The organism is Aquabacterium fontiphilum (assembly GCF_009909205.1).
Taxonomy (GTDB): Bacteria; Pseudomonadota; Gammaproteobacteria; order Burkholderiales; family Burkholderiaceae_C; genus Aquabacterium; species Aquabacterium fontiphilum.
Window position 1 is genome coordinate 53,392 of the sequence record NZ_JAAAPN010000015.1, and the last position, 22,616, is coordinate 76,007.

General features: G+C 64.2%; 22 protein-coding genes. 7 read left to right on the forward strand and 15 right to left on the reverse strand.

Annotation, left to right across the window (positions count from 1 at the left end; genetic code table 11):
* Positions 1-7: 7 nt before the first annotated feature.
* Entirely contained in the window at positions 8-586 is a 579-nt protein-coding gene (locus GTZ97_RS15860; protein ID WP_161651842.1) for a PRC-barrel domain-containing protein, read from the reverse strand.
* Between the two features lie 201 nt (positions 587-787).
* Here GTZ97_RS15860 and GTZ97_RS15865 point away from each other — a divergent pair, with 201 nt between their 5' ends.
* Positions 788-3,769: an ATP-binding protein gene (locus GTZ97_RS15865; RefSeq protein WP_161651844.1), complete on the forward strand. Its 2,982-nt coding sequence runs from the start codon at positions 788-790 to the stop codon at positions 3,767-3,769.
* On the opposite strand, the gene GTZ97_RS16505 is transcribed toward GTZ97_RS15865, so the two are convergent.
* The 4 genes from GTZ97_RS16505 to GTZ97_RS15885 form a co-directional block, all read right to left on the reverse strand.
* Entirely contained in the window at positions 3,763-4,140 is a 378-nt protein-coding gene (locus GTZ97_RS16505) for a hypothetical protein (protein WP_201748320.1), read from the reverse strand. The two genes, GTZ97_RS15865 and GTZ97_RS16505, sit on opposite strands and share 7 nt — an antisense overlap.
* Before the next feature lie 72 nt (positions 4,141-4,212).
* Positions 4,213-4,686, reverse strand: a complete 474-nt coding sequence (locus GTZ97_RS15875) for a DUF421 domain-containing protein (protein ID WP_161651846.1) — start codon at positions 4,684-4,686, stop codon at positions 4,213-4,215.
* Positions 4,687-4,689: 3 nt separating this feature from the next.
* Positions 4,690-4,971, reverse strand: coding sequence for an ElaB/YgaM/YqjD family protein (locus tag GTZ97_RS15880; protein ID WP_161651848.1), 282 nt, complete (start codon positions 4,969-4,971; stop codon positions 4,690-4,692).
* Positions 4,968-5,603, reverse strand: a complete 636-nt coding sequence (locus tag GTZ97_RS15885; protein WP_161651850.1) for a cysteine hydrolase family protein — start codon at positions 5,601-5,603, stop codon at positions 4,968-4,970. The genes GTZ97_RS15880 and GTZ97_RS15885 overlap by 4 nt, the downstream gene beginning before the upstream one ends.
* A 109-nt stretch (positions 5,604-5,712) precedes the next feature.
* Here GTZ97_RS15885 and GTZ97_RS15890 point away from each other — a divergent pair, with 109 nt between their 5' ends.
* Entirely contained in the window at positions 5,713-7,098 is a 1,386-nt protein-coding gene (locus tag GTZ97_RS15890; RefSeq protein ID WP_161651852.1) for a sigma-54-dependent transcriptional regulator, read from the forward strand.
* Between the two features lie 74 nt (positions 7,099-7,172).
* Here the strand turns inward: GTZ97_RS15890 and GTZ97_RS15895 are convergent, their stop codons facing one another.
* Entirely contained in the window at positions 7,173-7,574 is a 402-nt protein-coding gene (locus tag GTZ97_RS15895; RefSeq protein ID WP_161651854.1) for a response regulator, read from the reverse strand.
* 173 nt (positions 7,575-7,747) lie between these two features.
* Between GTZ97_RS15895 and GTZ97_RS15900 the strand changes: the two genes are divergently transcribed.
* Positions 7,748-9,208: a class II fumarate hydratase gene (locus tag GTZ97_RS15900; protein WP_161651856.1), complete on the forward strand. Its 1,461-nt coding sequence runs from the start codon at positions 7,748-7,750 to the stop codon at positions 9,206-9,208.
* A 294-nt stretch (positions 9,209-9,502) separates the two neighbouring features.
* Here the strand turns inward: GTZ97_RS15900 and GTZ97_RS15905 are convergent, their stop codons facing one another.
* The 3 genes from GTZ97_RS15905 to GTZ97_RS15915 form a co-directional block, all read right to left on the reverse strand.
* Positions 9,503-11,404, reverse strand: coding sequence for a sensor histidine kinase, YfiR-like protein-associated (locus tag GTZ97_RS15905; protein WP_508612488.1), 1,902 nt, complete (start codon positions 11,402-11,404; stop codon positions 9,503-9,505).
* A complete protein-coding gene (locus tag GTZ97_RS15910; protein WP_161651866.1) occupies positions 11,404-11,991 on the reverse strand; it encodes a TOL_0243 family YfiR-like periplasmic protein in 588 nt (195 codons plus the stop codon). The genes GTZ97_RS15905 and GTZ97_RS15910 overlap by 1 nt, the downstream gene beginning before the upstream one ends.
* Before the next feature lie 139 nt (positions 11,992-12,130).
* Complete coding sequence (locus GTZ97_RS15915; RefSeq protein ID WP_161651868.1) at positions 12,131-12,436, reverse strand: hypothetical protein; 306 nt, start codon at positions 12,434-12,436, stop codon at positions 12,131-12,133.
* A gap of 130 nt (positions 12,437-12,566) precedes the next feature.
* Between GTZ97_RS15915 and GTZ97_RS15920 the strand changes: the two genes are divergently transcribed.
* The 4 genes from GTZ97_RS15920 to GTZ97_RS15935 all read left to right on the forward strand — a co-directional run bounded on the left by GTZ97_RS15920 (position 12,567) and on the right by GTZ97_RS15935 (position 17,529).
* Positions 12,567-13,181 carry a hemerythrin domain-containing protein gene (locus tag GTZ97_RS15920; protein ID WP_161651870.1) on the forward strand — a complete coding sequence of 205 codons (615 nt, stop codon included), beginning with the start codon at positions 12,567-12,569 and terminating at the stop codon, positions 13,179-13,181.
* An 83-nt stretch (positions 13,182-13,264) separates the two neighbouring features.
* A complete protein-coding gene (locus tag GTZ97_RS15925) occupies positions 13,265-14,035 on the forward strand; it encodes a DUF4142 domain-containing protein (protein ID WP_161651872.1) in 771 nt (256 codons plus the stop codon).
* Between the two features lie 2 nt (positions 14,036-14,037).
* Positions 14,038-17,109, forward strand: coding sequence for a hybrid sensor histidine kinase/response regulator (locus GTZ97_RS15930; RefSeq protein ID WP_161651874.1), 3,072 nt, complete (start codon positions 14,038-14,040; stop codon positions 17,107-17,109).
* A gap of 45 nt (positions 17,110-17,154) precedes the next feature.
* A complete protein-coding gene (locus GTZ97_RS15935; protein ID WP_161651876.1) occupies positions 17,155-17,529 on the forward strand; it encodes a hypothetical protein in 375 nt (124 codons plus the stop codon).
* A gap of 103 nt (positions 17,530-17,632) precedes the next feature.
* Here the strand turns inward: GTZ97_RS15935 and GTZ97_RS15940 are convergent, their stop codons facing one another.
* From GTZ97_RS15940 to glf, 6 genes are all read right to left on the reverse strand, one after another.
* Positions 17,633-18,025, reverse strand: a complete 393-nt coding sequence (locus tag GTZ97_RS15940) for a hypothetical protein (protein WP_161651878.1) — start codon at positions 18,023-18,025, stop codon at positions 17,633-17,635.
* Positions 18,018-18,437, reverse strand: coding sequence for a hypothetical protein (locus GTZ97_RS15945; RefSeq protein WP_161651880.1), 420 nt, complete (start codon positions 18,435-18,437; stop codon positions 18,018-18,020). Before GTZ97_RS15945 ends, GTZ97_RS15940 begins: the two co-directional genes overlap by 8 nt.
* Positions 18,434-18,784, reverse strand: coding sequence for a hypothetical protein (locus tag GTZ97_RS15950; protein WP_161651882.1), 351 nt, complete (start codon positions 18,782-18,784; stop codon positions 18,434-18,436). The genes GTZ97_RS15945 and GTZ97_RS15950 overlap by 4 nt, the downstream gene beginning before the upstream one ends.
* A gap of 17 nt (positions 18,785-18,801) precedes the next feature.
* Positions 18,802-19,110 carry a GlsB/YeaQ/YmgE family stress response membrane protein gene (locus tag GTZ97_RS15955; protein WP_456236809.1) on the reverse strand — a complete coding sequence of 103 codons (309 nt, stop codon included), beginning with the start codon at positions 19,108-19,110 and terminating at the stop codon, positions 18,802-18,804.
* 77 nt (positions 19,111-19,187) lie between these two features.
* Positions 19,188-21,398 (reverse strand): sugar nucleotide-binding protein, encoded by a 2,211-nt coding sequence (locus tag GTZ97_RS15960; RefSeq protein WP_161651891.1) that lies wholly within the window; start codon positions 21,396-21,398, stop codon positions 19,188-19,190.
* Positions 21,395-22,591 (reverse strand): UDP-galactopyranose mutase, encoded by a 1,197-nt coding sequence (glf, locus tag GTZ97_RS15965; protein WP_269089946.1) that lies wholly within the window; start codon positions 22,589-22,591, stop codon positions 21,395-21,397. Before glf ends, GTZ97_RS15960 begins: the two co-directional genes overlap by 4 nt.
* Between the last annotated feature and the right edge of the window lie 25 nt (positions 22,592-22,616).

Genomic DNA, 22,616 nt, shown 5'->3' on the forward strand with positions numbered 1-22,616 from the left:
TCAGTCGTCAGCGCGACTGCCCACCCGTGGTGGCTGTACCGGTGTTCGTGCCCGTGTTGTTCGGCGAACCTGACTGGCTGGCACTGCCGGCTTGGCCTGCGCCCACTCCGTAGAAGCGGCGGTTCTCCGTGCTCCACTTCTCGTCGATCACGTTCGGCCAATTGTTCGGCTCGAAGCTGGGGGCGTCCTTCAGACGGTTCTTGTCGATGTCCAGCAGACGGTAGTCCCGGCCAGGCACGTTCTGGACGGCGGACCACGGCACTGCATGCAGGCGATCACCGATGCCCAGGAAGCCACCCGTCGAAACCACGGCGTAAGTGATGGCGCCATTGCGGTCCACCACGATGTCTTTGATGTCGCCGATCTTCTCGCCCCGCGCATTGCGCAGGTCGGTGCCCATGATCTTGCTCACACGGTAGATGCGCTGCCAGTCATCAGCGCCCCCGCGGGCCGTGGGCGTTGCTGTTCCGGCTGCGGTGCCGCCGGTGTTGGCTGCGCCTGTGCCGCCAGTTTGTGCCCAGGCGCCGGAGGCAGCCAGCGACACGGCCACTGCGGCAAGAATCTGTCGGGTCGATTGAGTCTTCATCGGATGCTCCTGGTGTTGTTGAACACGATGGCCTTGTCGGGCAAGCCACGTGCCCAGCGATCGGCCATGGCCTGTGGCGGGGGCATCCCGGTGGTTTGCCCATCGTTCCAACATGTAAGCGCTTGCAAAAGCAACGATCGCTCACGACTTGCCTCAGAAGTCCGGTACGCTGTGAGCCCTCTTGGGCTTCAAGGAGAACAGGTGCAGGCACTTCCCGGTCAGCAGCGCGGTCGCTTGTGGCCCGCGGCCAGCCTGCGCGTATATCTCATCGCCGTCATCGTGCTGGCGACGGTCCCGCTTGCAGGCTTGATCACGTGGTTGATGGCCGAGGCGCTCAACGAAGCCCATCAGAAGCTGGTCGATGACCTCCAGCGCTCCGCCGCGGCCATTGCCCAGACCCTGGAGCGCGATCAGCAGTCGACCATCGATGCCTTGATGATCCTGGCGCAGACCGAGTCGCTGCGTCAGCATGATCTTCAGTCCTTTCATCGCACCTTGCGGCAGATCCCGCCTGTGCGCCCCACCTTGCGACACGTCTTTCTGGCAGACGAGGCCGGCCAGACCAAGCTCTCCAATGACAAGGCTTGGGGCGAGACTCCGCCTTACGGCTTGAGCGCTGCAGAGCGGCGTGTGATGCGAGACACGCGACGCGCGTTGATCAGCCGCATTGCGCGACGGCCGTCGGACGGGAAGTGGAGCATGCGCATCGCGGTCCCGGTCATCGTTGAAGACGTGCCCCAGTACTTTCTCGTGGCTGAGATCGACGCGGCCACCTGGCAGACCCTGTTGCCCGCCACACGTCATCCTGCCAATGGCTACATCACCTTGTTCGACCAAGATGCCCGCGTGGTCGCCCGTACCTTGAACCCGGAGCGGTTCTTGGGGCATCTGCTGCCTGAGGAAGGGCGCCGCCGCATGGGTGATGACATCGCGGGTCATCAGAAGGCACCTCTGATGGAGGGGGGGCTGACGTATGTGGCCTGGCATCGTCTGTCTGGTTCGGGCTGGGGCGTAGGGGTGGGGGTGGTGGCCAGTGAGCAGGACACCGCGCGTCAGCAGCCGCTGTTGCTGGCCGCTGTGGCCGGTTTGCTGTCTTTGCTGGCCGCTGGTTTGCTGGCCTTGCTGGTGGCACGCAAGGTGTCGCGTCCCTTGCGCCATCTGGCGGAGGGGCATCTGTCGACCGATGAACCGATTGCAGTCAAGGAGATCGGGCTTTTGCAGGCAGCGCTGGTCGACGCGGAGCAGCACCGACAACAGGCCAATGAGCATCTGGCGGCCAAGGCCACCGAGTTCGAGACGCTCTTCAACAGCACACCGATCGGCCTGTCCATCACACTGGATCGAACCGCACAGCAGGTCTGGCGCAACCCCGCCAAGGAGGCCATGCTGGGGGCCGAGCGCAAGGCGGTCATGTACGTGGCAGGGCGGGAGCTGACACCGGCCGAGCACCCCCTTCAACGCGCCGCCCGCGGTGAGGCCGTCCGCAATCTGGAGCTGGAGGTGCGGCAGGCCGATGGCACTTCTCTGCAGGTGCTGGCGCAGGCGGTTCCGCTGCTGGATGCCGGGGGGCAGCCACGGGGTGCCGTGGCGGCGTATGTGGACATCACTGAGCGCATGGCGGCGCAGCGGCGGCTGATCGAGGCGGAGCGGCGCCTGCGCGAAAGCCAGCAACTGGTGGAGTTGGCGCAGGAAGCCGGCCAGGTCGGGTTCTTTGACTACGCGGTGTTCAATCACACCGTGGTCTCCACCTCGGGGTTGAACCGCTTGTTCGGACAACCTCCAGAGCAGACCTTGCTCACGTGGTCGGAGTGGATTCGCTTCATTCACCCGCAGGATCTGCCCAGAGTCGAGCAGGCGCTCAACGAAGCCTGGAAGGAAGAGCGCGATCACATCAGCTTTCTGATCCGCACCACCCCTGAGGTCCAGCCTGGGCGCTGGCTTGCCTGCCGGATGGTGGTGCTTTATGGGGAGCATGGTCAGCCGCAACGCGTGATCGGTGTGATGGTCGACATGACCATCCAGCATGCTGCTGAACAGCAGCGGGCCCGTTTGATCGAGCAGGAGCAACATGCGCGCATGGAAGCCGAGAAGGCCAACCGCGCGAAGGATGAGTTCCTGGCCATGCTGGGGCATGAACTGCGCAATCCGCTGGGTGCCATCTCGGGAGCGGTCGAGGTGCTTAACCGCATCGGCGCGCAGGATGCACCGGCCGTTCGGGTGCGGCAGATCATCACGCGGCAGACACGTCATCTGGCCCGTTTGATGGACGACCTGCTGGATGTGGCCCGGGTGATTGCTGGCAAGATCGTGTTGAGCCCCCAGCCAGTCGACCTGGGGCAACTGGTCGAACGGCTGCTGCATACCTTGAAAATGGCCGGCACCATCCAGAATCAGCCACTGGTGTTGCGGCTGGCGCCGGCCTGGGTACAGGCCGATGCGGTCCGGCTCGAGCAGATTGTCAACAACCTGCTGACCAATGCGGTCAAGTACGGCGGCGAGGGGAAACCCATCGAGATCATTGTCGAGCCGCGTGGCGCCGATGTGGCCCTCATGGTCCGTGACCACGGTGAAGGTATCCCCGCCTCACTGCTGCCCCACATCTTTGACATCTTCGTGCAAGGGGAACGCACGCTGGACCGACGGCAAGGGGGGCTGGGTATCGGGCTGACGCTGGTCAAACGGCTGGTGGACCTGCATCAGGGCCGCATCGAGGTGCACAGTGACGCCCAAGGCAGTGTGTTCACCGTGACCCTGCCTGCTGTGGCGCCGCCCGAGCATGTGCCCTTCACGCCTCTGCCCGTGGTCAGCCCGCCCAGGCGCGTGGTGATCGTGGAGGACAACGAGGACGCGCTTGAGGCCCTGCGCTTCATGCTGGAGCTTCGTGGTCACACGGTATGGCTTGAGACGGATGGGCTGTCTGGTCAGGAGCGCATTCTGGAGGTGCAACCGGATCTCGCGCTGGTGGATCTGGGGCTGCCCACGCTGACCGGCTTCGAGGTGGCCAAGGCCTGCCGCGCGGCCGGGTTCGGCGGGCGCCTTGTTGCCCTGTCGGGGTATGGGCAGGCCCGCGATGTTGAACAGGCCCAGCAGGCGGGCTTCCACGCCCATTTGGTCAAGCCCATCGACCCGATGGCACTGGAGCGCGAACTGGTGCTCAGCGGCGCCTCAGATCTGCCTCATTGAGCGTCGGGTTGCTGCCCCATGAGACGCTGACGTGCCTGCGCCACCTCCTGCTCCTCTTCATCCGCATCGGTATCGGTATCGAAAAGGTCTGGCTCGGGGGGCGGTGGTGCCAGGTCGGGTGTGGTGGCGATGTGATCGGGCAGGATGTCACCGGCTTCGCGCACATGCTGCCCGTCGGCGGCACCCAGGAGCTCACCTGTGCCGGTGGAGTCAGTGTCTGCGGTCATGCCGTGCAGGCTGCCATCCACATCGACGCCAGCGATGTCGCTGGCGCTGTCGGACGTGTCGCTTGGACCCAATGCGCCGGTGCCATGACCTGGCCGCACGGGTTGGCTGTCCTCATCCAATCCAAGCAGAGGGCTGTGTGCCATGGTGAGCTCCTGAGGTGAACATGGTCTCCTTCATGGGCAAGCCATGTGCCCTGGCGGGCGAGGCAGGGGCGCTCAACGCAGCACGCTGATGCTGCCATCCGACTCCATGTAGGCCCGCTTGACCTGTCGCAGGTCCTCAATGCCCTGAGACCGTAGCTTGGCCTGAAGTTCTTCCACAGTGAGCAGCTCCTGCTGGAGGTTGCCATACAGCACGCGGCCATGCTTGACCAGCAGCAGCGGTGGAGGGCTGACCAGGCGTCGAAACGATGGGAAGCGGTAGCTGGCCCAGTCGAGCGTGTAGTTCCACCCGACTATGGTGCTGATCAGCAGCATGCCTTCCGTGATGGTCTTGTATTCCCCGGCCATGGCGTTCTGTGCCGCATCGGCGATCAGAACCAGCAGCAGCACGTCTGCGATGGTCACCGAGCCGATGTCACGCCGTAGTACGAAGCGAAAGATCAGGAACAAGAACCAGTAAATGGCCGTGCCGCGCAGAACGATCTCGCCTGGCGACATCGTTATGTCAAACAGCCCGGCCACACTCATGCGTCAGCGGCGCAGAAGCTGGCGCACCACCATGCCGGCTGCAAGGGCCAGGCCCAGGCTTTTCAGGGGGTGCGTCCGCACATAGCTCTGCGTCTCGTTGACCCAGCGACGGCCTTGGGGCTCCAGGCGCTGTGCAGCGTGCTGCAGGTTGTCCACCATGCGATGCGCCCCGCTTTGCAGGTCGTCGACCACGGCATGCGCGCGGCTGCCTGCCTCACGACTCAAGGGGCTGCGCATGGCGTCGGTCATGTCGGAAAGAGGGGAAGTCGAATGCAACTTGGTCATGTGGCTCTCCTGATGGCAAGGGGAGCCAGATTGAGCAACTCGTGTGCCTGCCATGCCGTGGAGGCGCGCACATCGGCCTTGAAGACCCGTTGCATGTAGGCCAGCGCCTGCGCATGACGCTCAAGCGATTCAGCCGCGGCACAATCTTGCGGCACCCACAACCCGAAGCCACGAAGGTAGGCGTCTGCGGCGCTCATCTGGACGCACATGTCGGTGGACAGCCCGCCGATGATGAGGCGCTGGCAACCCAGGTGATCCAGCAGCAGATCAAGAGGGGTGCCATAAAACGCCGAGTGCCGCGGCTTGAGGATGACGTAGTCCGGCTCCTGGGGCGCCAGCAGGCGTACCAGCTCCGCGGCCACGCCCCCTTTCTGAACACATTGCGCTTTCACGTCACGAAACTCGCTGTGCCACGCGCCATAATGGTCATTGGCGTACACCGTGACCACCTGGTGAGACGCCAGCCTGTGCTTGAGCGCCGCAAGACGCGACGCCATGTGCAGGGCCGATTCCTCCAGATGTGGCGCCTCTGGGAAGGTCAGAGGATTGATCACATCGACCAAGAGCAGTACCAGCGGACTGGTGTCCGAGGTGGCCTGGGCTATCGGCGTGTCGGGACGATGAACATGCATGTCCCGATACGCAGCAAGCTGGATGCCGACCGGCAGAGACGAATCGTTACGTATGGTCTCGCCAGTTGGATTAGGGTAAGCACCCCATCCCAAACAGGAGAGTCTGACCATGAGCCATGCCCTGATCGTTGAGGATGACCGCGAAGCGGCCGAGATGATGGCCGCATTGATCGCCACAGAGAACTTCACCGTGGCGACCGCCCACAGCCTCCGCGAAGCGCGTGCGCAGCTGTCGTTGAACCAACCTGACCTTGTCCTGCTGGATCTGATGCTGCCTGACGGCAGCGGCATGGATCTGCTGGACGACGGGCAGATGCTGGCCAACTCCGAAGTTGTGTTGATCACCGGCCACGCCAGCCTGGAAACATCCATCCAGGCTTTGCGTCATGGGGCTGCTGATTACCTGATCAAACCGGTCAACATCAAGCAGCTGCAGGGCATTCTGTCGCGCGTGATGCGCCCGTCCGAGCTGCAGGCTGAACTGGTGTCCTTGCGCGAGAACGTCGAGGCACATGGCCATTTCGGTCATCTGTGGGGCCGGTCTTCGGCCATGCAGCGTGTCTATGAGCAACTGGCCAAGGTGGCCATCACCTCGGTGACGGTGTTCGTCACTGGCGAGAGCGGCAGCGGCAAGGAAGTGGTGGCGCGTACCGTGCACGATCTCAGCCGCCGACGCAAGCATCCCTTCCTGGCCGTCAACTGCGGGGCCATTTCGCCGAACCTGATTGAAAGCGAGATCTTCGGCCACGAGAAGGGCAGCTTCACGGGTGCCGAACGCACGCACCAGGGCTTTTTCGAGCGTGCCCACGGCGGCACATTGTTCCTGGACGAAGTTACCGAGATGCCGCTGGAACTGCAGGTCAAGCTGCTGCGTGTGTTGGAAACCGGGATGTTCATGCGTGTGGGTTCGACCCAGCCGCGAGAGGCCGACGTGCGCATCATCGCGGCCACCAACCGTGATCCGATGCAGGCCGTGGCGCAAGGCAAGTTGCGTGAGGACCTGCTGTACCGGCTCAATGTGTTCCCGCTGTCATTGCCGCCCTTGCGCGATCGGCTGGAAGACATTCCGTTGCTGGCCGAGCATTTCCTGCAAGACATCTGCCAGCGCGAAGGCAAGCAGCGTCATTTCTCGGCGACGGCTCTGGAGGCCATGCAGCACTATCGCTGGCCAGGCAATGTGCGCGAGTTGCGCAACGTGGTGCAGCGCGCCTATGTGATGGCCAATGGCAGCGAGATCGGCCCGGACTGGATGCCTTGCGGCAGCGCGCCAGAGCCAGTGGTGGTGTCCAGTGGTACGCCGTCGCTGACTTTGAAGATCGGCTCATCCATGGCGGAGGCGGAGCGCGCCTTGATCCTGGCCACGCTGCAGCATTTCGACAACCACAAGGAACGCACGGCGGCAGTGCTGGGCATCAGCCTCAAGACGCTGTACAACCGCTTGAAGGAGTACGCCAACGAGGTCGGCGCTGGCAGCAGCGAGTCTTCAGCGGCGTGATCGTCCGTGTGCCGACCGGCAAGCCGGTCGGCATTGCCTCAGCGAGGCCGCCTCAGCCTGACTTGGCGCAAGGCTCAGGGCGCAGGGTAGTGTCCGTCCAGCGAGAACATGTGACGCAGACGCTGCAGCACAAAGCCCGCATCAATCGGCTTGAGCCAGCGCTCCTGGACGGACGTGTCCGCAATCGACACCTGGTCATCGGCCGTCACCAGGATGGCGGGGATGCTGCCGAGGCCCGGCCGAGTGCGCAGCTGATCAAGCAGCTGCAAGCCATTGCCATCCGGCAGGGTGTAATCCAGCAGGAGCAAGTCGGGAGGGCAACGCGTGGCTTGGCGCCAGCCCGCTGCCGCCGTCTCGGCCACTTCGACATCGAAGGCCGGATGCAGTCGCAGCAGTTCGGCCATCACCATGGCATTGATCGGGTTGTCCTCGACGTACAGCACGCGCACCCGTCGTGGCGGGATCGGGTGATGCATCGGCACATGCGGTTGAGGTTGGGGGTGGGCGGACATGACAGCAGCGAGCATGAGACGGGACTCCCGAAAATCAGACACTGAGAGAGCAAACCGCATGCCTGCGCATCGCGCTGCTGTACATGAGGTCGGCATGCGCTTCGCCACAGTGAGCCCACAGTCTCAAGGAGCATGCAATGTCCGCCAGAACCGAATGGGATTCACTGGGCAGCGTGGAGGTGCCCGCCGACCGGCTCTGGGGCGCCCAGACACAACGGGCCCTCCACCACTTTGCGGTGTCCACCGAGTGCCTGCCTGCGGAGTTCCTGCATGCGCTGGCGTTGGTCAAGCAGGTTTGCGCTCAGGTCAACGGCGAACTGGGCGTGCTGGCGCCGACGCTGGCGCAGGCCATCTCGGATGCCGCCGACGAGGTGATGCAGGGGCACCATCCGGAGCAGTTTCCGCTCCGGATCTGGCAGTCTGGCTCCGGCACCCAAACCAATATGAACATGAACGAGGTGTTGGCTCGCTTGGCGTCGCATCGATTGGGCGAGCAGGCGCAGGACGCGCCTCATGTTCATCCGAACGACCATGTCAATCGCAGTCAGTCATCCAACGACATCATTCCCACGGCGCTTCAGGTGAGTTGCGTGACGGCCGTGCAGCGCCTGCTCCCGGCGCTGGTGCGTCTGCGCGCGGAGATCGTGGCCAAAGCCCGCTTGTATGCCGATCTGATCAAGGTGGGGCGCACGCATCTGCAAGACGCCGTGCCCATGACGGTGGAGCAGGAATGGATGGCATTTGAGGCCCAGCTGGCCCTGTGCAGCGACGCGATCGAACGGGCTTTGCTGCCAGTGCTGGCCTTGCCGGTGGGCGGTACGGCCGTGGGCACCGGGCTGAATGCACCGCCCACGTTCGGCCACCTGGTGTGCGCGCGCCTGGCCGCCCAGGTGGGGTGGCCCTTTCGAGAGGCTGACAACAAGTTCGCCTGGATTGCGGCCCACGACGCCTTGGTGGGGTTGCATGGCAGTCTGCGCCAACTGGCGGTGGTGCTGATGAAACTGGCCAACGATCTGCGTTGGCTGGGTTCAGGGCCCCGCTGTGGTCTGGGCGAGCTGACGCTGCCGGCCAACGAGCCAGGCAGCTCCATCATGCCGGGCAAGGTCAACCCCAGTCAGTGCGAGATGATGATGATGGTGTGCACCCAGGTGATGGGTAACGACGTCACAGCGGGGCTGTGTGGCGCCCAGGGCAACCTTCAACTCAACACATTCAAGCCCTTGCTGGCCCACACCCTGTTGCAGAGCCTGCGCTTGCTGACCGACGCCTGCATGAGCTTCGAGGCGCATTGCCTGCAGGGGGCCCGCGTGGATGCACAGCGTACGCACGGGTACGTCGAGCGCTCGCTGATGACCGTGACAGCCCTGGTGCCACACGTGGGCTATGACCATGCTGCCCGAATTGCCCAGCTTGCCTATCGCGAGGGTCTGACGCTTTCGGAGGCGGCCCGGGCCATGGGTGTGGACCCCGAGGATGTGGCGCGCTGGACCAAGGCGGATCAGCTGGTGCCCGGCTGGCGGGCGCGTCGCTCAGAGCCACCAGGGCCGGTGTCCTCAGGTGGAACCGAGCCCCCACCCGATGACCGCGCCGGGTCGTAGGGTTCAAGGCCAGGCTCATGTGGCCGGTCTGGCACGAAGTCACCGTAGGAGCCGCTGCCATCGGTGCGCGTCCCACCACTGAGAGCGCCTCGTTGGGGATCATCCGGGCATGCGTCGTCGGGCTGACCGCCGTGGCGCTCCGTGGTCGGGTGCGGCTGGGTCTGCGCAGGCTGGTTGCCGGCAGCGCGGCGATCGGTGAAGCGTGGTGGGGGATTCTGGAACATGGGAGCGCTCCTGTCGGGCCGAATGCGCTGCATGCGGCAAGCGCCATGCCGATGTACCGATGCCAGAACTTCAGACAGACTTCAGCGGGGCCAGGCGCAGCAGTGGCGCGATCTGCTCCCATTGAACCGGCTTGACCAGCAGATGGTGCACCCCTGCGTGCTGCGCCCGCTCCCGGTCTTCTGGTTGACCCCAGCCCGTGACGGCCACGAGTACCGTGTGTCGCGTGGCGGCATGACCCCGCAGACGGGAGGCGAGCTGGTAGCCATTGAGTTCGGGCATGCCGATGTCGAGGAAGGCGACGTCAGGCGGCGCTGCGCATGCAGCCTCATACGCCTGACGGCCGTTGTACGCGCGCATGACCTGGTGGCCATGGGCCTCCAGCAGGGCGGCCAAGCTATTGACAAAGTCGATGTTGTCGTCTGCCACCAGCACGCGCAGTGGCGTCTGCTCTGCCACATCGGCGGGTTCGGCGGAGGGGACCATCAACGCTGCACTCACCCCTTGCTGCAGCGGCAGCCTTACCGTGAAGGTGGCGCCGCATCCGGGCCCATCGCTCTGAACCTGGATCTGGCCACCGTGCAGTTCCACCAGCTGACGGGTCAGCGTCAGGCCCAGGCCCAGCCCGGAGTTGTTGCGCTCCAGAGACTGGTCAAGCTGCACGAACAGATCGAAGATGGCCGATTGCAGGTGTGGCGGAATGCCCATGCCGTTGTCCCGCACGCTGACGTTGACCCACTCGTCCGCGGTCAGGACCTGCACGGCGATGTGGCCCCCTGGCGGCGTGTACTTGGCCGCGTTGGTCAGCAGATTGGCAAACACCTGTGTCAGACGGACGGCATCTCCCTCGACCGATACGGGTGCGGCTGGATAGTCGCGCTGCAGGGTATGGGCGCGACGCTGGATCAGTGGCGCAGCCACCTCTTCGGCACTGTGGAGCACCGCGATCAGATCCACAGGATGGATCTTCAGCAGCAGCTTGCCCGTGCTGATGCGCGACACGTCGAGCAAGTCGTCGATCAGGCGCACCATCTGTTGCAGCTGCCGACCCAGCATGTCGATGGCGTTGCGGCGAGCAGCGACCGAGCCATCGTCGAGCCGCTTGAGGATCTCGACGGCTGTGCTGATGGGCGCAAGTGGGTTGCGCAGCTCGTGCGCCAGCGTGGCCAGAAAGGCATCCTTGGTTCGGGCTGATTCCTTGAGCGCTTCTTCTGCCCGGCGCCGTTCAGCCATCTCGATACGCAGATGCTGGTTGGATGCTGCCAGCGCAGAGGTCTGCGTGTCCACTTCGTGCAGCATGTCATTGAAGGCGTCGACCAGTTCGCCGACCTCATCGTCGGACACCTTGTCCGCCCGCAAGCCAAAGTTGCGCTCTTCCATGATTTGCCGCGCCAGACTGGCCACGGCCACGACCGGCCCGGTGACGGTGCGTTGCAGGTAGATCGACACCATCAATGCGATGACCAGACTGGCCACCATGACGGTGGCCAGGATGAGCAGGTAGTCCACGACACGACTGGTCAGGTCGTGCAAACTTTGCATCGACACATAGCCGCTGGTCTTTCCCTGCTCGTCCAAGATGGGCTGCCACAGGGTGACCTCCCGCGCCGTGAAGCGATAACCTGGGAGAGAGGGCAGGGCCAGCGCAACGGGGGCAGTGCCATCCAGCCGCTGATAAGTGGCAAACAAGCTGCCGTCGGGCCTGTGTACTGCGGCGGTCACGATGTCAGGACGCAGCCGCAACATGTGCAGTGTTTCCGTTGCGGCCTGCGGGTCGTCAAAGGCCAGTGCGGCCTTGCTGGTCTGTCCGATGATGTCGGCCTGGGTGGTCAGATCGTTGACCCATCCCTGTCGGTACATCGTGATTTCGTACACCAGCAATGCTGTTGCGCTCAGCAGCAAGGCCACCGCGGTGGTGGCGAGAACGAGTTGCATGAGCTTGCCGCTCAAAGAACGGCGTGACAGCGAGACCATCAGCGGCTTCCCACCACGACCCGGTGGGCAACCTGCAGGATCCGAGAGCTGACCTTCAACCCAACGCGCTCAGCCGCTTCGAGCGAGACGTCAAAGCGTACGCGATCCTGAGTCCAGATGAAGTTGATGACGCCCACTGGATCACCTCTTGGCGCATCGGTCACCAGCACCACAGGCAGGCTCTGGGCCAGCTTGACCAATGGGTGTTGCAGCAAATCGGTGCCAGGGCCCAGGTAAAGCAGATGCACTCGCTCGAGGGTTTCGCCCTCTGCAACTGGCCGGCACACCACAGGATGGGTGCCGACCCGTCTGCCTTGCGCAGCCCGCTGCAGGGCTTGCAATACGTCGTCCGACCCTCCGATGACCATCACCACGGCTTCGTCCGGGGCGGTCTGAGCCAGCGCAGGAGACTCGATGTAATCGAGGAAGCGCAGCAAGAAGTCGGCCTTGACGACATGGGGCGGACGGGTTTCCGTCCCGCCCTCTGTCTTGGTTTCTGTCGGGGTGGTGGCCCCCAGACACGTCATGAGCAAGCCGGTCAGCAAAGCCGTTCCCCAGCGCCCCCTGGATCCCATGTGCACCGACATGGAATGGCCTGCTCATGCCTGAGAGGGGCATGCGCGCCCCCCGAGCACCCGCGGCAAATCGCTCAACCTGACAGCGTGAATCATGCAATGGGCTCCCTGTGAGAAGGTCAGCCCCTCCCCGGGCAATTGGCGTGCCCGCTCAGGGTGGACGGGGGCCGCCGTCACCCGGGGAGGTCGGCGGCATGTCATCTTGCTGGCGTTGGTACGTGTCATGCATGGGTGGCTGGCGATCCGTGTCCGGCAAACCAGCCTGGGCGTCTTCAAAGGCTTGTTCTCCGATGGGATCGGGCGTGCGGCTCTGACTGTCGTACGACTGGTCGCGTTCGTGCGGCAGACGGCGTTCGGTCTCGGGCGGGTCATCGTCCGGATGCAGGTCGTTGGGCTGACGCACGGGCCGCACAAGGGGATCGTGGAGTCCCGGATCGGAAGGGCGGGTAGGAGGCATGCTCACCCATCGGCAAACGGCGGACCACCGCAGGCCCGGCGCCAGGGAAAGGCCGAGACGGCACGCCGCTTGCCCCTGCCATGGCATACCGCCAGTCGCTGGCGGGTTCCCACCCCCACAGGAGTCGCTCATGGCCAACGCCCGCAGCCAACAAGATACCCCCCGCTCATCCAGCCGCTCATCCTCCAGTTCACGCACCTCCTCACGTACAGCCGCTGCCGCGCGCGACGAGGTGTTGGGCATGCTCCGCGACGACCACAAGCGCGTGAAGAAGGCTTTCCGCGATTTCGAGAAGCTGGACCCTCAGGACGAAGAGGCGTGCCAAGCGCTGGTCCAGCAGGTCTGCGCAGAGCTCGAGATCCATGCCGAGTTGGAAGAAGAACTGTTTTATCCGGCAGCGCGTGCCGCCCTGTCTGAAGAAGCCCTGCTCGACGAAGCAGAAGTCGAACACATGACCTTCAAGGTGCTGATCGAGCAACTGAAGGGCATGGAACCGGCTGACGACAAGTTTGTTGCCACCTTCACCGTGCTGGGCGAGTACGTCAAGCACCACGTCAAGGAAGAAGAAAGCGAGATCTTCAAGGATCTCGGCCGGGCCCGCATCGACTGGCGCGCGTTGTGCGACGAGATGCAGCAGGCCAAGCGCGACATGATGATGGAGCGCGGGTTACTGACCGATGACGCCGAGGCGAGCTCGGAAGAAGGGAAGGGCGAATCCGCCAACGGCACGGCCCGTACGCACTGACCCCCGCAATCGGCACGCCATGTGCCAAGGCGGGAGGACGCGCCATCACGGCGCATTTCTTTCATCCAACAAGGAGCCCAGACATGACCAATCACCGCTCTGTTGTGAGCCTTGCCGTCACCCTCGCCATCGTCGGGGGGCTGTTGACCGCTTGTGACCGCCGGGAGGGTGCTGACCCGGAGGTGGCACAGAACGACACCGAAACCACGACGGGTGAGCTCGGCTCCGCCACCGTGCCCGGTATGGGCACGGACGACACCACAGCCATGGGCGGGACCGATGCCGCGCCGGGCATGGGTGTACCTGGGGATGACAGGGTAGCGGGTGCCGACGGCACACGTGATCCCGCCGCATCTCCGGGTACCATTCTGGACAATGATCCGCCTGCCGCGGGAATGAGCCAGTCCGCACTGAGTGCCGCGGATCAGCAATTCATCCGTCGGGCGGCAGAGGCAAGCATGTACGAAGTCGCGGTGGCCAAGCTGGCCATCGAGAAAGCCAATAGTGATCGGATCAAGTCCATGGCCAATCTGTTGCTTGACGACCATCGGCGAGCCAATGACCGTTTGGCGCAGATCGCGGCTGGACGCATGGAGATGCCGGCCCAGATCGCGCCTGACAAGCAGGGCGTCATCGATCGCCTGAGCAAAGCGTCTGGCGCCGAGTTTGACCGCCAATTCGTGCAAACGGTGGGCATCCGTGACCATCAAGCCGACATCGAGCTGTTCGAGCGGGCCCAGCGCGAGGTACAGGATCCTGCACTGAAGCAGTTTGTGCAGACCACCTTGCCCACGCTCAAGCATCACCTGAGCTCGGCCCAGGATCTGGCCCGAACCACGGGGGCGCGCCCCTGAGCATGAGCACGCAGTGGAAGGACCTGGGCGCCCGCACCGCCGGGTGGCCCAGGCTTCAACGACAAGGACGCCTCAGGCTGCCATGGCCTCGGGCGTCCTTGCGTGCATATCTGGTGGCCGTGATTCTGGTGGCCACCGTTCCGATGAGCTTGCTCGCGGCCTTCCTGATCGGACAGAGCATTGTGTCGGCCCGGGAGCAGCTGGATGCCGGTTTGCACCGGGCCGCCGCATCGTTCGCCCTGACTGTGGAGCGGGAGATTGCTTCCTCGGTCGATGCCCTGCATATCCTGTCCTACTCGGATGCCTTGCAGCGCCATGACATCGCCGGCTTCTTCAGTTCGTTGGCAGCCATGCCCCAGTTGCGCACCACCTGGAGCAGCACCTATCTCATCGATGTCGACGGCAGGGTGCTGTTCAATACGCAGCAGCGGGCTGGCGCCGAACTGGGTCAGTTGGACGCCGCAGAGGTGCTGTCCCGACTCAAGCGAGACGGGCGGCCCGTCTGGAGCGACCTGATCCGCGATCCCAGCGGTCAGTGGAGCACCACGGTCCTGGTGCCAGTGTTCGTGGATGGACAGCTGGCTTACGCGCTGGGCGCATGGATCCCGCCGTCCAGCTGGCAGGTGTTGATCAAGAGTGCGCCAGCCCAAGCGCCAGAAGGTTTCTTGACGCTCCATGACGCGCAGATGCGGTTCATCGCGCGCAGCCGCAATGCCGAGAATGTCGTGAGCCAGCCTTTGCCCGAGGTGTCCCAGGAGGCCATGCGCGAGAACCGTGACAGCGGCGTGGCCCGCATCCGGGCCGTGGAAGGGCACAGTGTCTATGGCGCCTGGAAGCGCCTGGAGCCCACAGGGTGGGGCGTGGTGGTGGGCGAGCCGGCGCGCCCCATCGATCAGGCTCATCTGCGCTACCTGGCGTCAGCCTTGGGCGCGGGCCTGTTGTCCTTGCTGGCCGGTGTAGGCCTGTCGATGCTGGTGGCCAAGCGGGTCACCACACCCTTGCGGACCCTGGCTCGGCAAGGGCCTCTGCCGCGAGGCGACATCAGTCAGGTGCGCGAGATTGCGCTGTTGCATGACGCATTGAGGGACGCCGAGTACCAGCGCGAGCGTGCCCGCGAGACCTTGCAGGCCAAGGCAGACGAATTCGAGACGCTGTTCCACAGCAGCCCGATTGGGCTGGCCATCACCCAGGACCCCCAATGCCAGCACGTGCTGCGCAATCCGGCCCTGACCCGCATGCTCGACGAGCCGGAAACCGACGGCTCGCGCACCAGTTGGCCGCTGTTGCCTGTGCTCAGCAAGGACAGGCCGCTTTTGCCGCAGGAGCAGCCCTTGCAGCGGGCGGCCCTCACCGGGACCCGTCAGGAGCATGTCGAGCTGGAGATCCGCCACGCCGATGGACGCAGTGTGCGTTTGATCGCCCACGCTGTTCCGCTGCTGGACAGCCGTGGCCAACCTCGCGGCGCCATCGGAACCTATACGGACATCACGGAACGCAAGCAGGCTGAAGAATCGCTGGTGCTGGCCGAGCGGCGCTTGCGCGAAAGCCAGCACCTCGTCGAACTGGCGCAGGCCGCCGGCCACGTGGGCTTCTTCGATTTGGATCTGCAAAGCCAGCAGGTCACGCTCACATCCGGCATGGCAAGGCTGTTTGATCGACCCATTACTGACACCCGGCTGTCATGGAGCACGCTGCTGGCGCAGCTTGACGGTGCGGACCAGGCGGTCGTGCAGGCCATGCTGCGCGATGCGACTGATCAAAGGTTGAGTCAGACCAGTTTCGAGTTCCGGGTGCACATGCCCACGGGACAGGAGCGGTGGTTGTCCACGCGGGCCACGCTGTCTTACTCGGATGACCAGGCATTGCACATGCATGGGGTCGTGGTGGACATCACCCAGCAAAAGCAGGTCGACCGTGAACGGGCACAGCTCATCCAGCGAGAGCAGCAGGCTCGCCGCGATGCCGAGAACGCCAACCGTGCCAAGGATGAGTTCCTGGCGATGCTGGGCCATGAGTTACGCAACCCTTTGGGGGCCATTTCGGCAGCATCGGAGGTGCTCAACCGCATCGATCAAGGCAACGATGTGGCGCAACGCGCGCGTCAGATCATCAGCCGCCAGACACGTCATCTGGCACGTCTGATGGATGATCTGCTGGATGTGGCACGCGTCATTTCGGGCAAGGTGCTGTTGATGCGCCAGCCGGTCCAGATCGGCCAGCTCGTACAACGGGTGTTGCACCAACTGGAGATGGCGGGTCGCCTGCAGGCCCATCGCGTCACGACCAACATTGACGCGGTGTGGGTGCATGCCGATGCCACGCGCCTGGAACAGATTGCCAGCAACCTGCTGAGCAATGCGCTGAAGTACACGCCTGATGGTGGAGCCATCGAGGTGTCGGTCAAGTCGGATCTGGGCCAGGCTGTGTTGACCGTACGGGACACCGGGGTGGGCATGAGTGCGGAGCTGCGTGACCGCGTGTTCGACTTGTTCGTTCAAGGTGAACGGACGTTGGACCGCCAACAAGGCGGCCTGGGCATCGGCCTGACCCTGGTGCGACGGCTGGTCGAACTGCAGGGCGGACAAGTGCAGGCGGACAGTGCCGGTCCGGGAGAGGGCTCCACATTCACGGTGATGCTGCCAGCGATGTCGGCGCCCGATGCGCAGGAAGAGCCAGTGGCGCCCCCCAGACAGGCCCTGCGCCGCGTGGCGATTGTGGAAGACAACGACGATGCGCGGGACTCGCTGTGTGCCATGCTGGAGCTCCTGGGGCCACATGAAACCCTGTCCGCCGGCGACGGCGAGCAGGGCCTGAAGCTCATACTCCAAGCGCGGCCAGATGTGGCACTGATCGACATCGGTCTGCCCGGGCTGACAGGCTACGAGGTGGCGGAGCGGCTGCGCGCAGCGGGCTACCGGGGCACGCTGGTGGCGCTGTCCGGATACGGGCAGCCGCACGACGTGGAGCGTGCCCATGCCGCAGGGTTCGACCACCACTTTGTCAAGCCCCTGGACCCTGGGCGCTTGGAGGCCCTGCTCAACGCCAGCGCGTCAGGAACACCCCTTGCCGAATGAAGAGGTGCACATGCACATGGACCTTTTCATCCACAGGAGCAGATCATGAACCAGCAAGGCAAGAATCAGAGCAGCAATGCGCCGGGGCATTTCAGCGAACAGCAGAACCAGCAGCAGGGTCGCAGCGGCCAGATGGAGCAGGACACCGGTCGCTCCTCGTCAACGGGTCAGCAGCAAGGCGGCTCGAGCGGCCAACGACAGCAAGACCAGCAGAACCAGTCGTCTACCTCTCAGCAGCCCCAACAGCAAGGCGGCAATGTGGGACAGCAGGGTGGCGGTGAACGCTCGAAGCAGCAGTCGCAAAGCAGCGATTGGCAGGATCAGCCATCTGATCAGCAACAAGGCGGCGAACGCCAGTCCAGCATCGAGAAGCAGCAAGGCAGCACGGGCGACATTCCCGGCCAGCACCGTGGCATGTGATGCATGATGCCGCCGGTCGTCCGGTGGCGATGGCTGCAGACAGCACCACACAGGGCGCCCCAGGCGCCCTGTGTCTTGCCAGACTCCTGTTTACAGGCTCACGTCAACGCTGCTGCAGCCACTTGCCTACCAAGGCAATGGCCACAGGGTGGGCTGCCCAGGTGCGCCATCTGGGAGGCAGCATGGGCAGGACGCCATACTGCATGACCAGCGGCAGGGCGCCCAGAGCCAGGGCACGCCAGTGCTCACGCAACGGCGCCACCGCCGATGCCGTCACTGCGGCGGCCTGCGCACGAAGCGGCCGGGCCCCCTCGCCGCGTTGCCACCACCACCAAGCCAGGACGCCGGCGCCCACTGCCACCGCACCCCATGGCCACACGGCTTCCTTGCAGCGCTGACGCGTGGCCAGCCAGCCTTGCTCCACACGGTAGTTGGCCGCATGCAGATCCTCCACGACCAAGGCGATGTCACGTTGCAAACGCTGAATCTCAGCCATGAGGCTCTCTCCCGAGCAAATGTGCCCGCACAGCAGGCAAGGTGAGCAAGGTCGCCAGATAAGACACACGGTGCCACAACAGGCGCGCCACCAGCAGGTTCAAGGCAATGACCAGAACGGCGGCCCAGATCGCGTGCAGGTTCATGGCCAGCACCGCCAGGCACAGGGCGGCCATCAAGCCGAGCCAGGCTGTGAAGACCAGCAGTCCACACAACAACGCCAACATCACAATCTGCGCTAACGACAGGCCGGCACGCTGCACATCCAGGGCCAGCAGACGTACGCGCGCTTGAAGGCTGTGCAGCAAGGCCGCCAACCAGCCGGAAGGGCCCGCATCCGACGTGGCAGCGGCCCCCGATGCAGGATCGGGGGCCGCTTGCGCATGGTCGGCGGGAGGTACCCCGCCGCTCATCGGCGTGTCATCCGGCCGATCAGCAGGCCGGCCACGACGCCCACGGCCACGGCCGTCAGCGGGCGCGCCCGAATGCGTTCACGGCCATCTTCGACGCACCGGTCTTCCCATTCGACGTATGCACGACGGCCATCATGCAGACGCGTGGAAGCCTGATTCGCCATGCCGCGAACGCGGCGGATGGTCGCTTCAGCCCGCCCGGCGAACCGGTCGATCGCAGCATGAGCCGCCTGCGTGGCACGCTCGATCATGCTGATCTGCTCGTGCAGCGAAGCTTCGCTCTGCGACGTGTCTGTGGCAGGCAGAGCGCCCTGCCCCAGCGGCTGGGAAGTATTGGTGCTGTCCATGGGTATGCTCCTTGTGATCAACTGACGGTGCGTCCTCGTACCAGGCGTACGATGGCCAGCAACAGAATCGCGCCCAGCAGAGAGATCAGCATGGCGCCGAGGCTGAAGACGTTGTCATTGATGCTGGGCACGCCGATCAAGGGCGAGATCAGGAATCCCGCGAGGGCCGCTCCCACAATGCCCACCACGATGTTCAGGAAGATGCCTTGTTGCGCATCCGTCTTCATGATCAAGCTGGCAATCCAGCCAATCACCCCTCCAACCACCAACCAGGTAATGAGATTGATCATTTCGCTTTCCTTTCCTTGATTGCGTTCGAATGGCATCAGCCAGAGCGCTGGAGCCTGCACCGCAGGCAGCAAACCGCATGCCCTCCGCAGCAGATTGGGCGTTTGGCCTCCTGTTACAGCGCGTCGACGGCCTTGCGTACAAGATCAACGCGCACATCGTGTGTGTCAGACACCGCCTCGGATGCATGGCGATGTACAAAGTACTGCGCCAGGGCATCGTCCAGTGACGGCAGCAGGCATCCTCGTTCGCTGCCCAATGCGCTGTAGGCCGGACGACGGGCGGGCCAGGCCAGGGCGCCGCTGCGCACTGGTTGCACGGCCATGGGATCCCGCCCAGCCATGCGAGCAGCGCGACAGGCCAGCTCATACCAACTGACCTGCCCTTGATTGCACAAATGCCAGATGCCCTCAGCGTCGTCGATCAGCAGGTCCAGTGTGTGTTGCACAAGATCAGGCACGTAGGTCGGCGAAACAATCTGGTCGTCGGGCGCCTGCCATGAATCCCCCCGTTTCAGGCGCTGCAGGCCTGTCGTGATGAAGTTGTGCTCATCCCATGGGCCGAAGAAGGCTGCCGTGCGGATGACCAGTGCCTGAGGGCAGACCTGGCGCACTCCGACCTCTGCGGCTGCTTTGGCGCGCCCATATGCGTTCAATGGTGCCGGCCGGTCGCTCTCCGTGTAAGGTCTCGCGGTCTGTCCATTGAAGACCAGATCGCTCGAGAAGCTCACCAGCCGGATCCCGCGCGCTGCGCAGGCCCCGGCCAGCACGACCGCGCCCGTGACGTTCTCCCGCCACTGACGGGGATCGGTTTCCGCCTGGTCCACGCGCACATAGCCTGCCGCATTGATGACAGCCCAGGGCTGCCAGCGCAGCAGCGCCTGGGCCACGGCATGCTCGTCGGCAATGTCCAGATCCTGACGCCCCAGCAGACAAAAGGGCAACCCGCGCAACTCACACAGTCTGGCGAAGGCGCGCCCCAATGTGCCGGTGGCGCCAGTGATCAGGATGGGCGGGCCTGTTGACGCATCACCCATGTGCACGGCGCCATGGGGCACATGATGCAACCGGATGGACCGTCGCCACCAGCCCGGGGAGCGTGTGACCACGTGTCGCTGACCTTCGCCCGTGGCCAGATGACGGGCCAGCGAGAACAGCGCTGTGGCCCTGGGCGGATCACTGCGGACATCCCACAGGCCGGGCTCGTAATGCCCGTCGTGGCGGGTGAGCAGGCTGCTCCAGTCAAACGCACCAAAAGCCGACCAGGCCGTGACAGCGACGATGGGATGGCCCTCCTCGCGAAGCTGGGCCGCGCTGTCCCACGCTTCCGCCAGCCAGCGCAACTGTTCATCACGGGTGCAGCCAAGGTGCGCTTCGGTCAAGGCCACGGGGCGGCCATAACGCTGCGAGGCCTCCCGCAGCCGGGCGGCCACCCCACCGTCAAAGTGCCCCAGAACGCGAACCGCTTCGGTGTCAACATAGGCGTCCCGTCCGTTGCCACCGTGAAGCGCGGTCGGATAGCGCTCCAGCCGATGGTCTAGAAAGCGTTCACTGGTCAGATAGGTGTTGATGCCGATCACATCCGGCGGGCAGGCTTGTTCGCGCAAGGCATGCAAGGTTTCGACCGAAGCCCCGGCATACTGCAGATACGACCACAGCGGGTGGTGTGCATCCACGCGTCCCAGGAGCAGATCGAACCCCAGCCAGCGCCGCGCGTTGTCGAAGTCGACCTGATATTGCAAAGGGGGTGTGCCTGTGGTGTGCCCCAGGTCATCGGTCTGGATCAGCCGCGCGTACGGCTGGATGCGCCGGATGGCGCGCATGGCGGTGATGGTGCCCATCACCTGGTTCAGCAAGGCCTGCACGAAGGCCTGGTCACTGCGTGCATGTGGATACCAGATGCCGTACAGCGCGCTGAAACGCGCCGTGGTCAGCGGCTCATTGATGGGGGTGTAGTCGGTTACCCAGGGATAGCGTTGCGCCACGGCACGCGCAAAATGCGCCAGGCGCGACGGAAAGTCCGGGTCAAGCAGATGGGTGCCAGATGGTCCGCTGCCATGGTGCAGCAAGCCTACGATGGGCGTGAGCCCCAGCTGGCGCATCCGATTCAGCCGAGCGTCTGACCAGTGCCAGTCGTATTGTTGCGGTCCAGCCAGGGTGCGCTCCCACAGCAGTGGAAAGCGAATGGCCTTTGCACCGGTGGCAGCGAGGCGGTCGAGGTCTTCCAGGCGGGTGGCAAAGCCGCTGCGTGCCAACTGGTCGTGCCAAACCTGACCCACCCGATTCACTGTGGCCTCGGGGCCGACCCACAAGGCCAGTGGTGTCATGCCTGTGCCACCTTGTCTGCAGGCCTTGCGCTGCTCCCCTCACTGGCTGTTGCGCAGCCCGATTCAGCGTCGTCCTCCCGGGCGACCAGTTGCCGGAAGGTCTTGAGGGCCTGTGCCACCACCTGATCCATGTTGTAGTACTGATAAGAGGCCAGCCGGCCTACAAAGGTGACGTGGGCCAGCTGCTCTGCATCATCCCGGTAACGTCGATACAGGGCCGCGTTGTCCGGTCTTGGGATCGGGTAGTACGGCTCGCCCTCGGCCTGGGGATACTCGTACACCAGCGAAGTCTGCCTGTGCTCCTGTCCTGTCAGGTGCTTGAACTCGGTCACCCGGGTATAGGCATGCTCGTTGGGGTAATTGATGGTGCCAACGTCCTGATGTTGCTGCTTCGGCAAGGTCACGTGCTCAAAGCGCAGACTGCGATAGGGCAGGCGCCCGTGCCGATGGTCAAAGAAATCATCTATCGGGCCGGTATAGACCATGTGGCGCCACGGAACCAGGTGCTGAATCTCCCGGTAGTCCGTGTTGAGCATCACCTTGATGTTGGGGTGCGCGAGCATGCGTTCGAACATGCGGGTGTAGCCATGCAGCGGCATGGCCTGGAAGGTATCGGTGAAGTAGCGGTCGTCCCGGGTGGTGCGAGTGGGCACGCGAGCGGTCACACTGGCGTCCAGCTCCGAAGGATCCAGCCCCCATTGCTTGCGGGTGTAACCGCGGAAGAACTTGTTGTAGAGGTCTCGGCCAATTTGGCTGATGACCGCGTCTTCGGATGTTCGAACCGGCGAGCACGGCTCGGCGTGGCGCTCAAAGAATGCCGGCAACTCCTGGCTGCTGAGCTGCAATCCATACAGACGATTGACGGTGTCGAGGTTGATGGGCATGGGCAGCAGTTGCCCGTCGACACTGGCGCGCACCCGATGTTCATAGGGGCGCCAGGCCGTGAACTGGGACAGGTACGCAAAGACGTCGGCCGAGTTGGTGTGGAAGATGTGAGGGCCGTAGGGGTGGACGAGTACGCCCGCATCATCATGGCGATCATGGGCGTTGCCACCCAGGGTGGCACGCTTGTCCACGACGAGCACCTTGCGGTTGCGTTGCGACGCCAGACGCTCGGCCATCACGGCACCAGCAAAGCCGGCCCCGACGACCAGATAGTCAAAGCCAGCGGGGTGAGGATGAGAACGGGGCAAGCCCGCATGGAAATCGGAAGACGGC

Excerpts from the sequence above, each read along its gene's own strand:
- GTZ97_RS15860 (WP_161651842.1), bottom strand. The coding sequence starts at position 586 with ATGAAGACTCAATCGACCCGACAGATTCTTGCCGCAGTGGCCGTGTCG.
- GTZ97_RS16505 (WP_201748320.1), bottom strand. The coding sequence starts at position 4,140 with ATGGCACACAGCCCTCTGCTTGGATTGGATGAGGACAGCCAACCCGTG.
- GTZ97_RS15875 (WP_161651846.1), bottom strand. The coding sequence starts at position 4,686 with ATGAGTGTGGCCGGGCTGTTTGACATAACGATGTCGCCAGGCGAGATC.
- GTZ97_RS15880 (WP_161651848.1), bottom strand. The coding sequence starts at position 4,971 with ATGACCAAGTTGCATTCGACTTCCCCTCTTTCCGACATGACCGACGCC.
- GTZ97_RS15885 (WP_161651850.1), bottom strand. The coding sequence starts at position 5,603 with ATGCATGTTCATCGTCCCGACACGCCGATAGCCCAGGCCACCTCGGAC.
- GTZ97_RS15890 (WP_161651852.1), top strand. The coding sequence starts at position 5,713 with ATGAGCCATGCCCTGATCGTTGAGGATGACCGCGAAGCGGCCGAGATG.
- GTZ97_RS15895 (WP_161651854.1), bottom strand. The coding sequence starts at position 7,574 with ATGCATCACCCGATCCCGCCACGACGGGTGCGCGTGCTGTACGTCGAG.
- GTZ97_RS15900 (WP_161651856.1), top strand. The coding sequence starts at position 7,748 with ATGTCCGCCAGAACCGAATGGGATTCACTGGGCAGCGTGGAGGTGCCC.
- GTZ97_RS15905 (WP_508612488.1), bottom strand. The coding sequence starts at position 11,404 with ATGGTCTCGCTGTCACGCCGTTCTTTGAGCGGCAAGCTCATGCAACTC.
- GTZ97_RS15910 (WP_161651866.1), bottom strand. The coding sequence starts at position 11,991 with ATGTCGGTGCACATGGGATCCAGGGGGCGCTGGGGAACGGCTTTGCTG.
- GTZ97_RS15915 (WP_161651868.1), bottom strand. The coding sequence starts at position 12,436 with ATGCCTCCTACCCGCCCTTCCGATCCGGGACTCCACGATCCCCTTGTG.
- GTZ97_RS15920 (WP_161651870.1), top strand. The coding sequence starts at position 12,567 with ATGGCCAACGCCCGCAGCCAACAAGATACCCCCCGCTCATCCAGCCGC.
- GTZ97_RS15925 (WP_161651872.1), top strand. The coding sequence starts at position 13,265 with ATGACCAATCACCGCTCTGTTGTGAGCCTTGCCGTCACCCTCGCCATC.
- GTZ97_RS15930 (WP_161651874.1), top strand. The coding sequence starts at position 14,038 with ATGAGCACGCAGTGGAAGGACCTGGGCGCCCGCACCGCCGGGTGGCCC.
- GTZ97_RS15935 (WP_161651876.1), top strand. The coding sequence starts at position 17,155 with ATGAACCAGCAAGGCAAGAATCAGAGCAGCAATGCGCCGGGGCATTTC.
- GTZ97_RS15940 (WP_161651878.1), bottom strand. The coding sequence starts at position 18,025 with ATGGCTGAGATTCAGCGTTTGCAACGTGACATCGCCTTGGTCGTGGAG.
- GTZ97_RS15945 (WP_161651880.1), bottom strand. The coding sequence starts at position 18,437 with ATGAGCGGCGGGGTACCTCCCGCCGACCATGCGCAAGCGGCCCCCGAT.
- GTZ97_RS15950 (WP_161651882.1), bottom strand. The coding sequence starts at position 18,784 with ATGGACAGCACCAATACTTCCCAGCCGCTGGGGCAGGGCGCTCTGCCT.
- GTZ97_RS15955 (WP_456236809.1), bottom strand. The coding sequence starts at position 19,110 with ATGCCATTCGAACGCAATCAAGGAAAGGAAAGCGAAATGATCAATCTC.
- GTZ97_RS15960 (WP_161651891.1), bottom strand. The coding sequence starts at position 21,398 with ATGACACCACTGGCCTTGTGGGTCGGCCCCGAGGCCACAGTGAATCGG.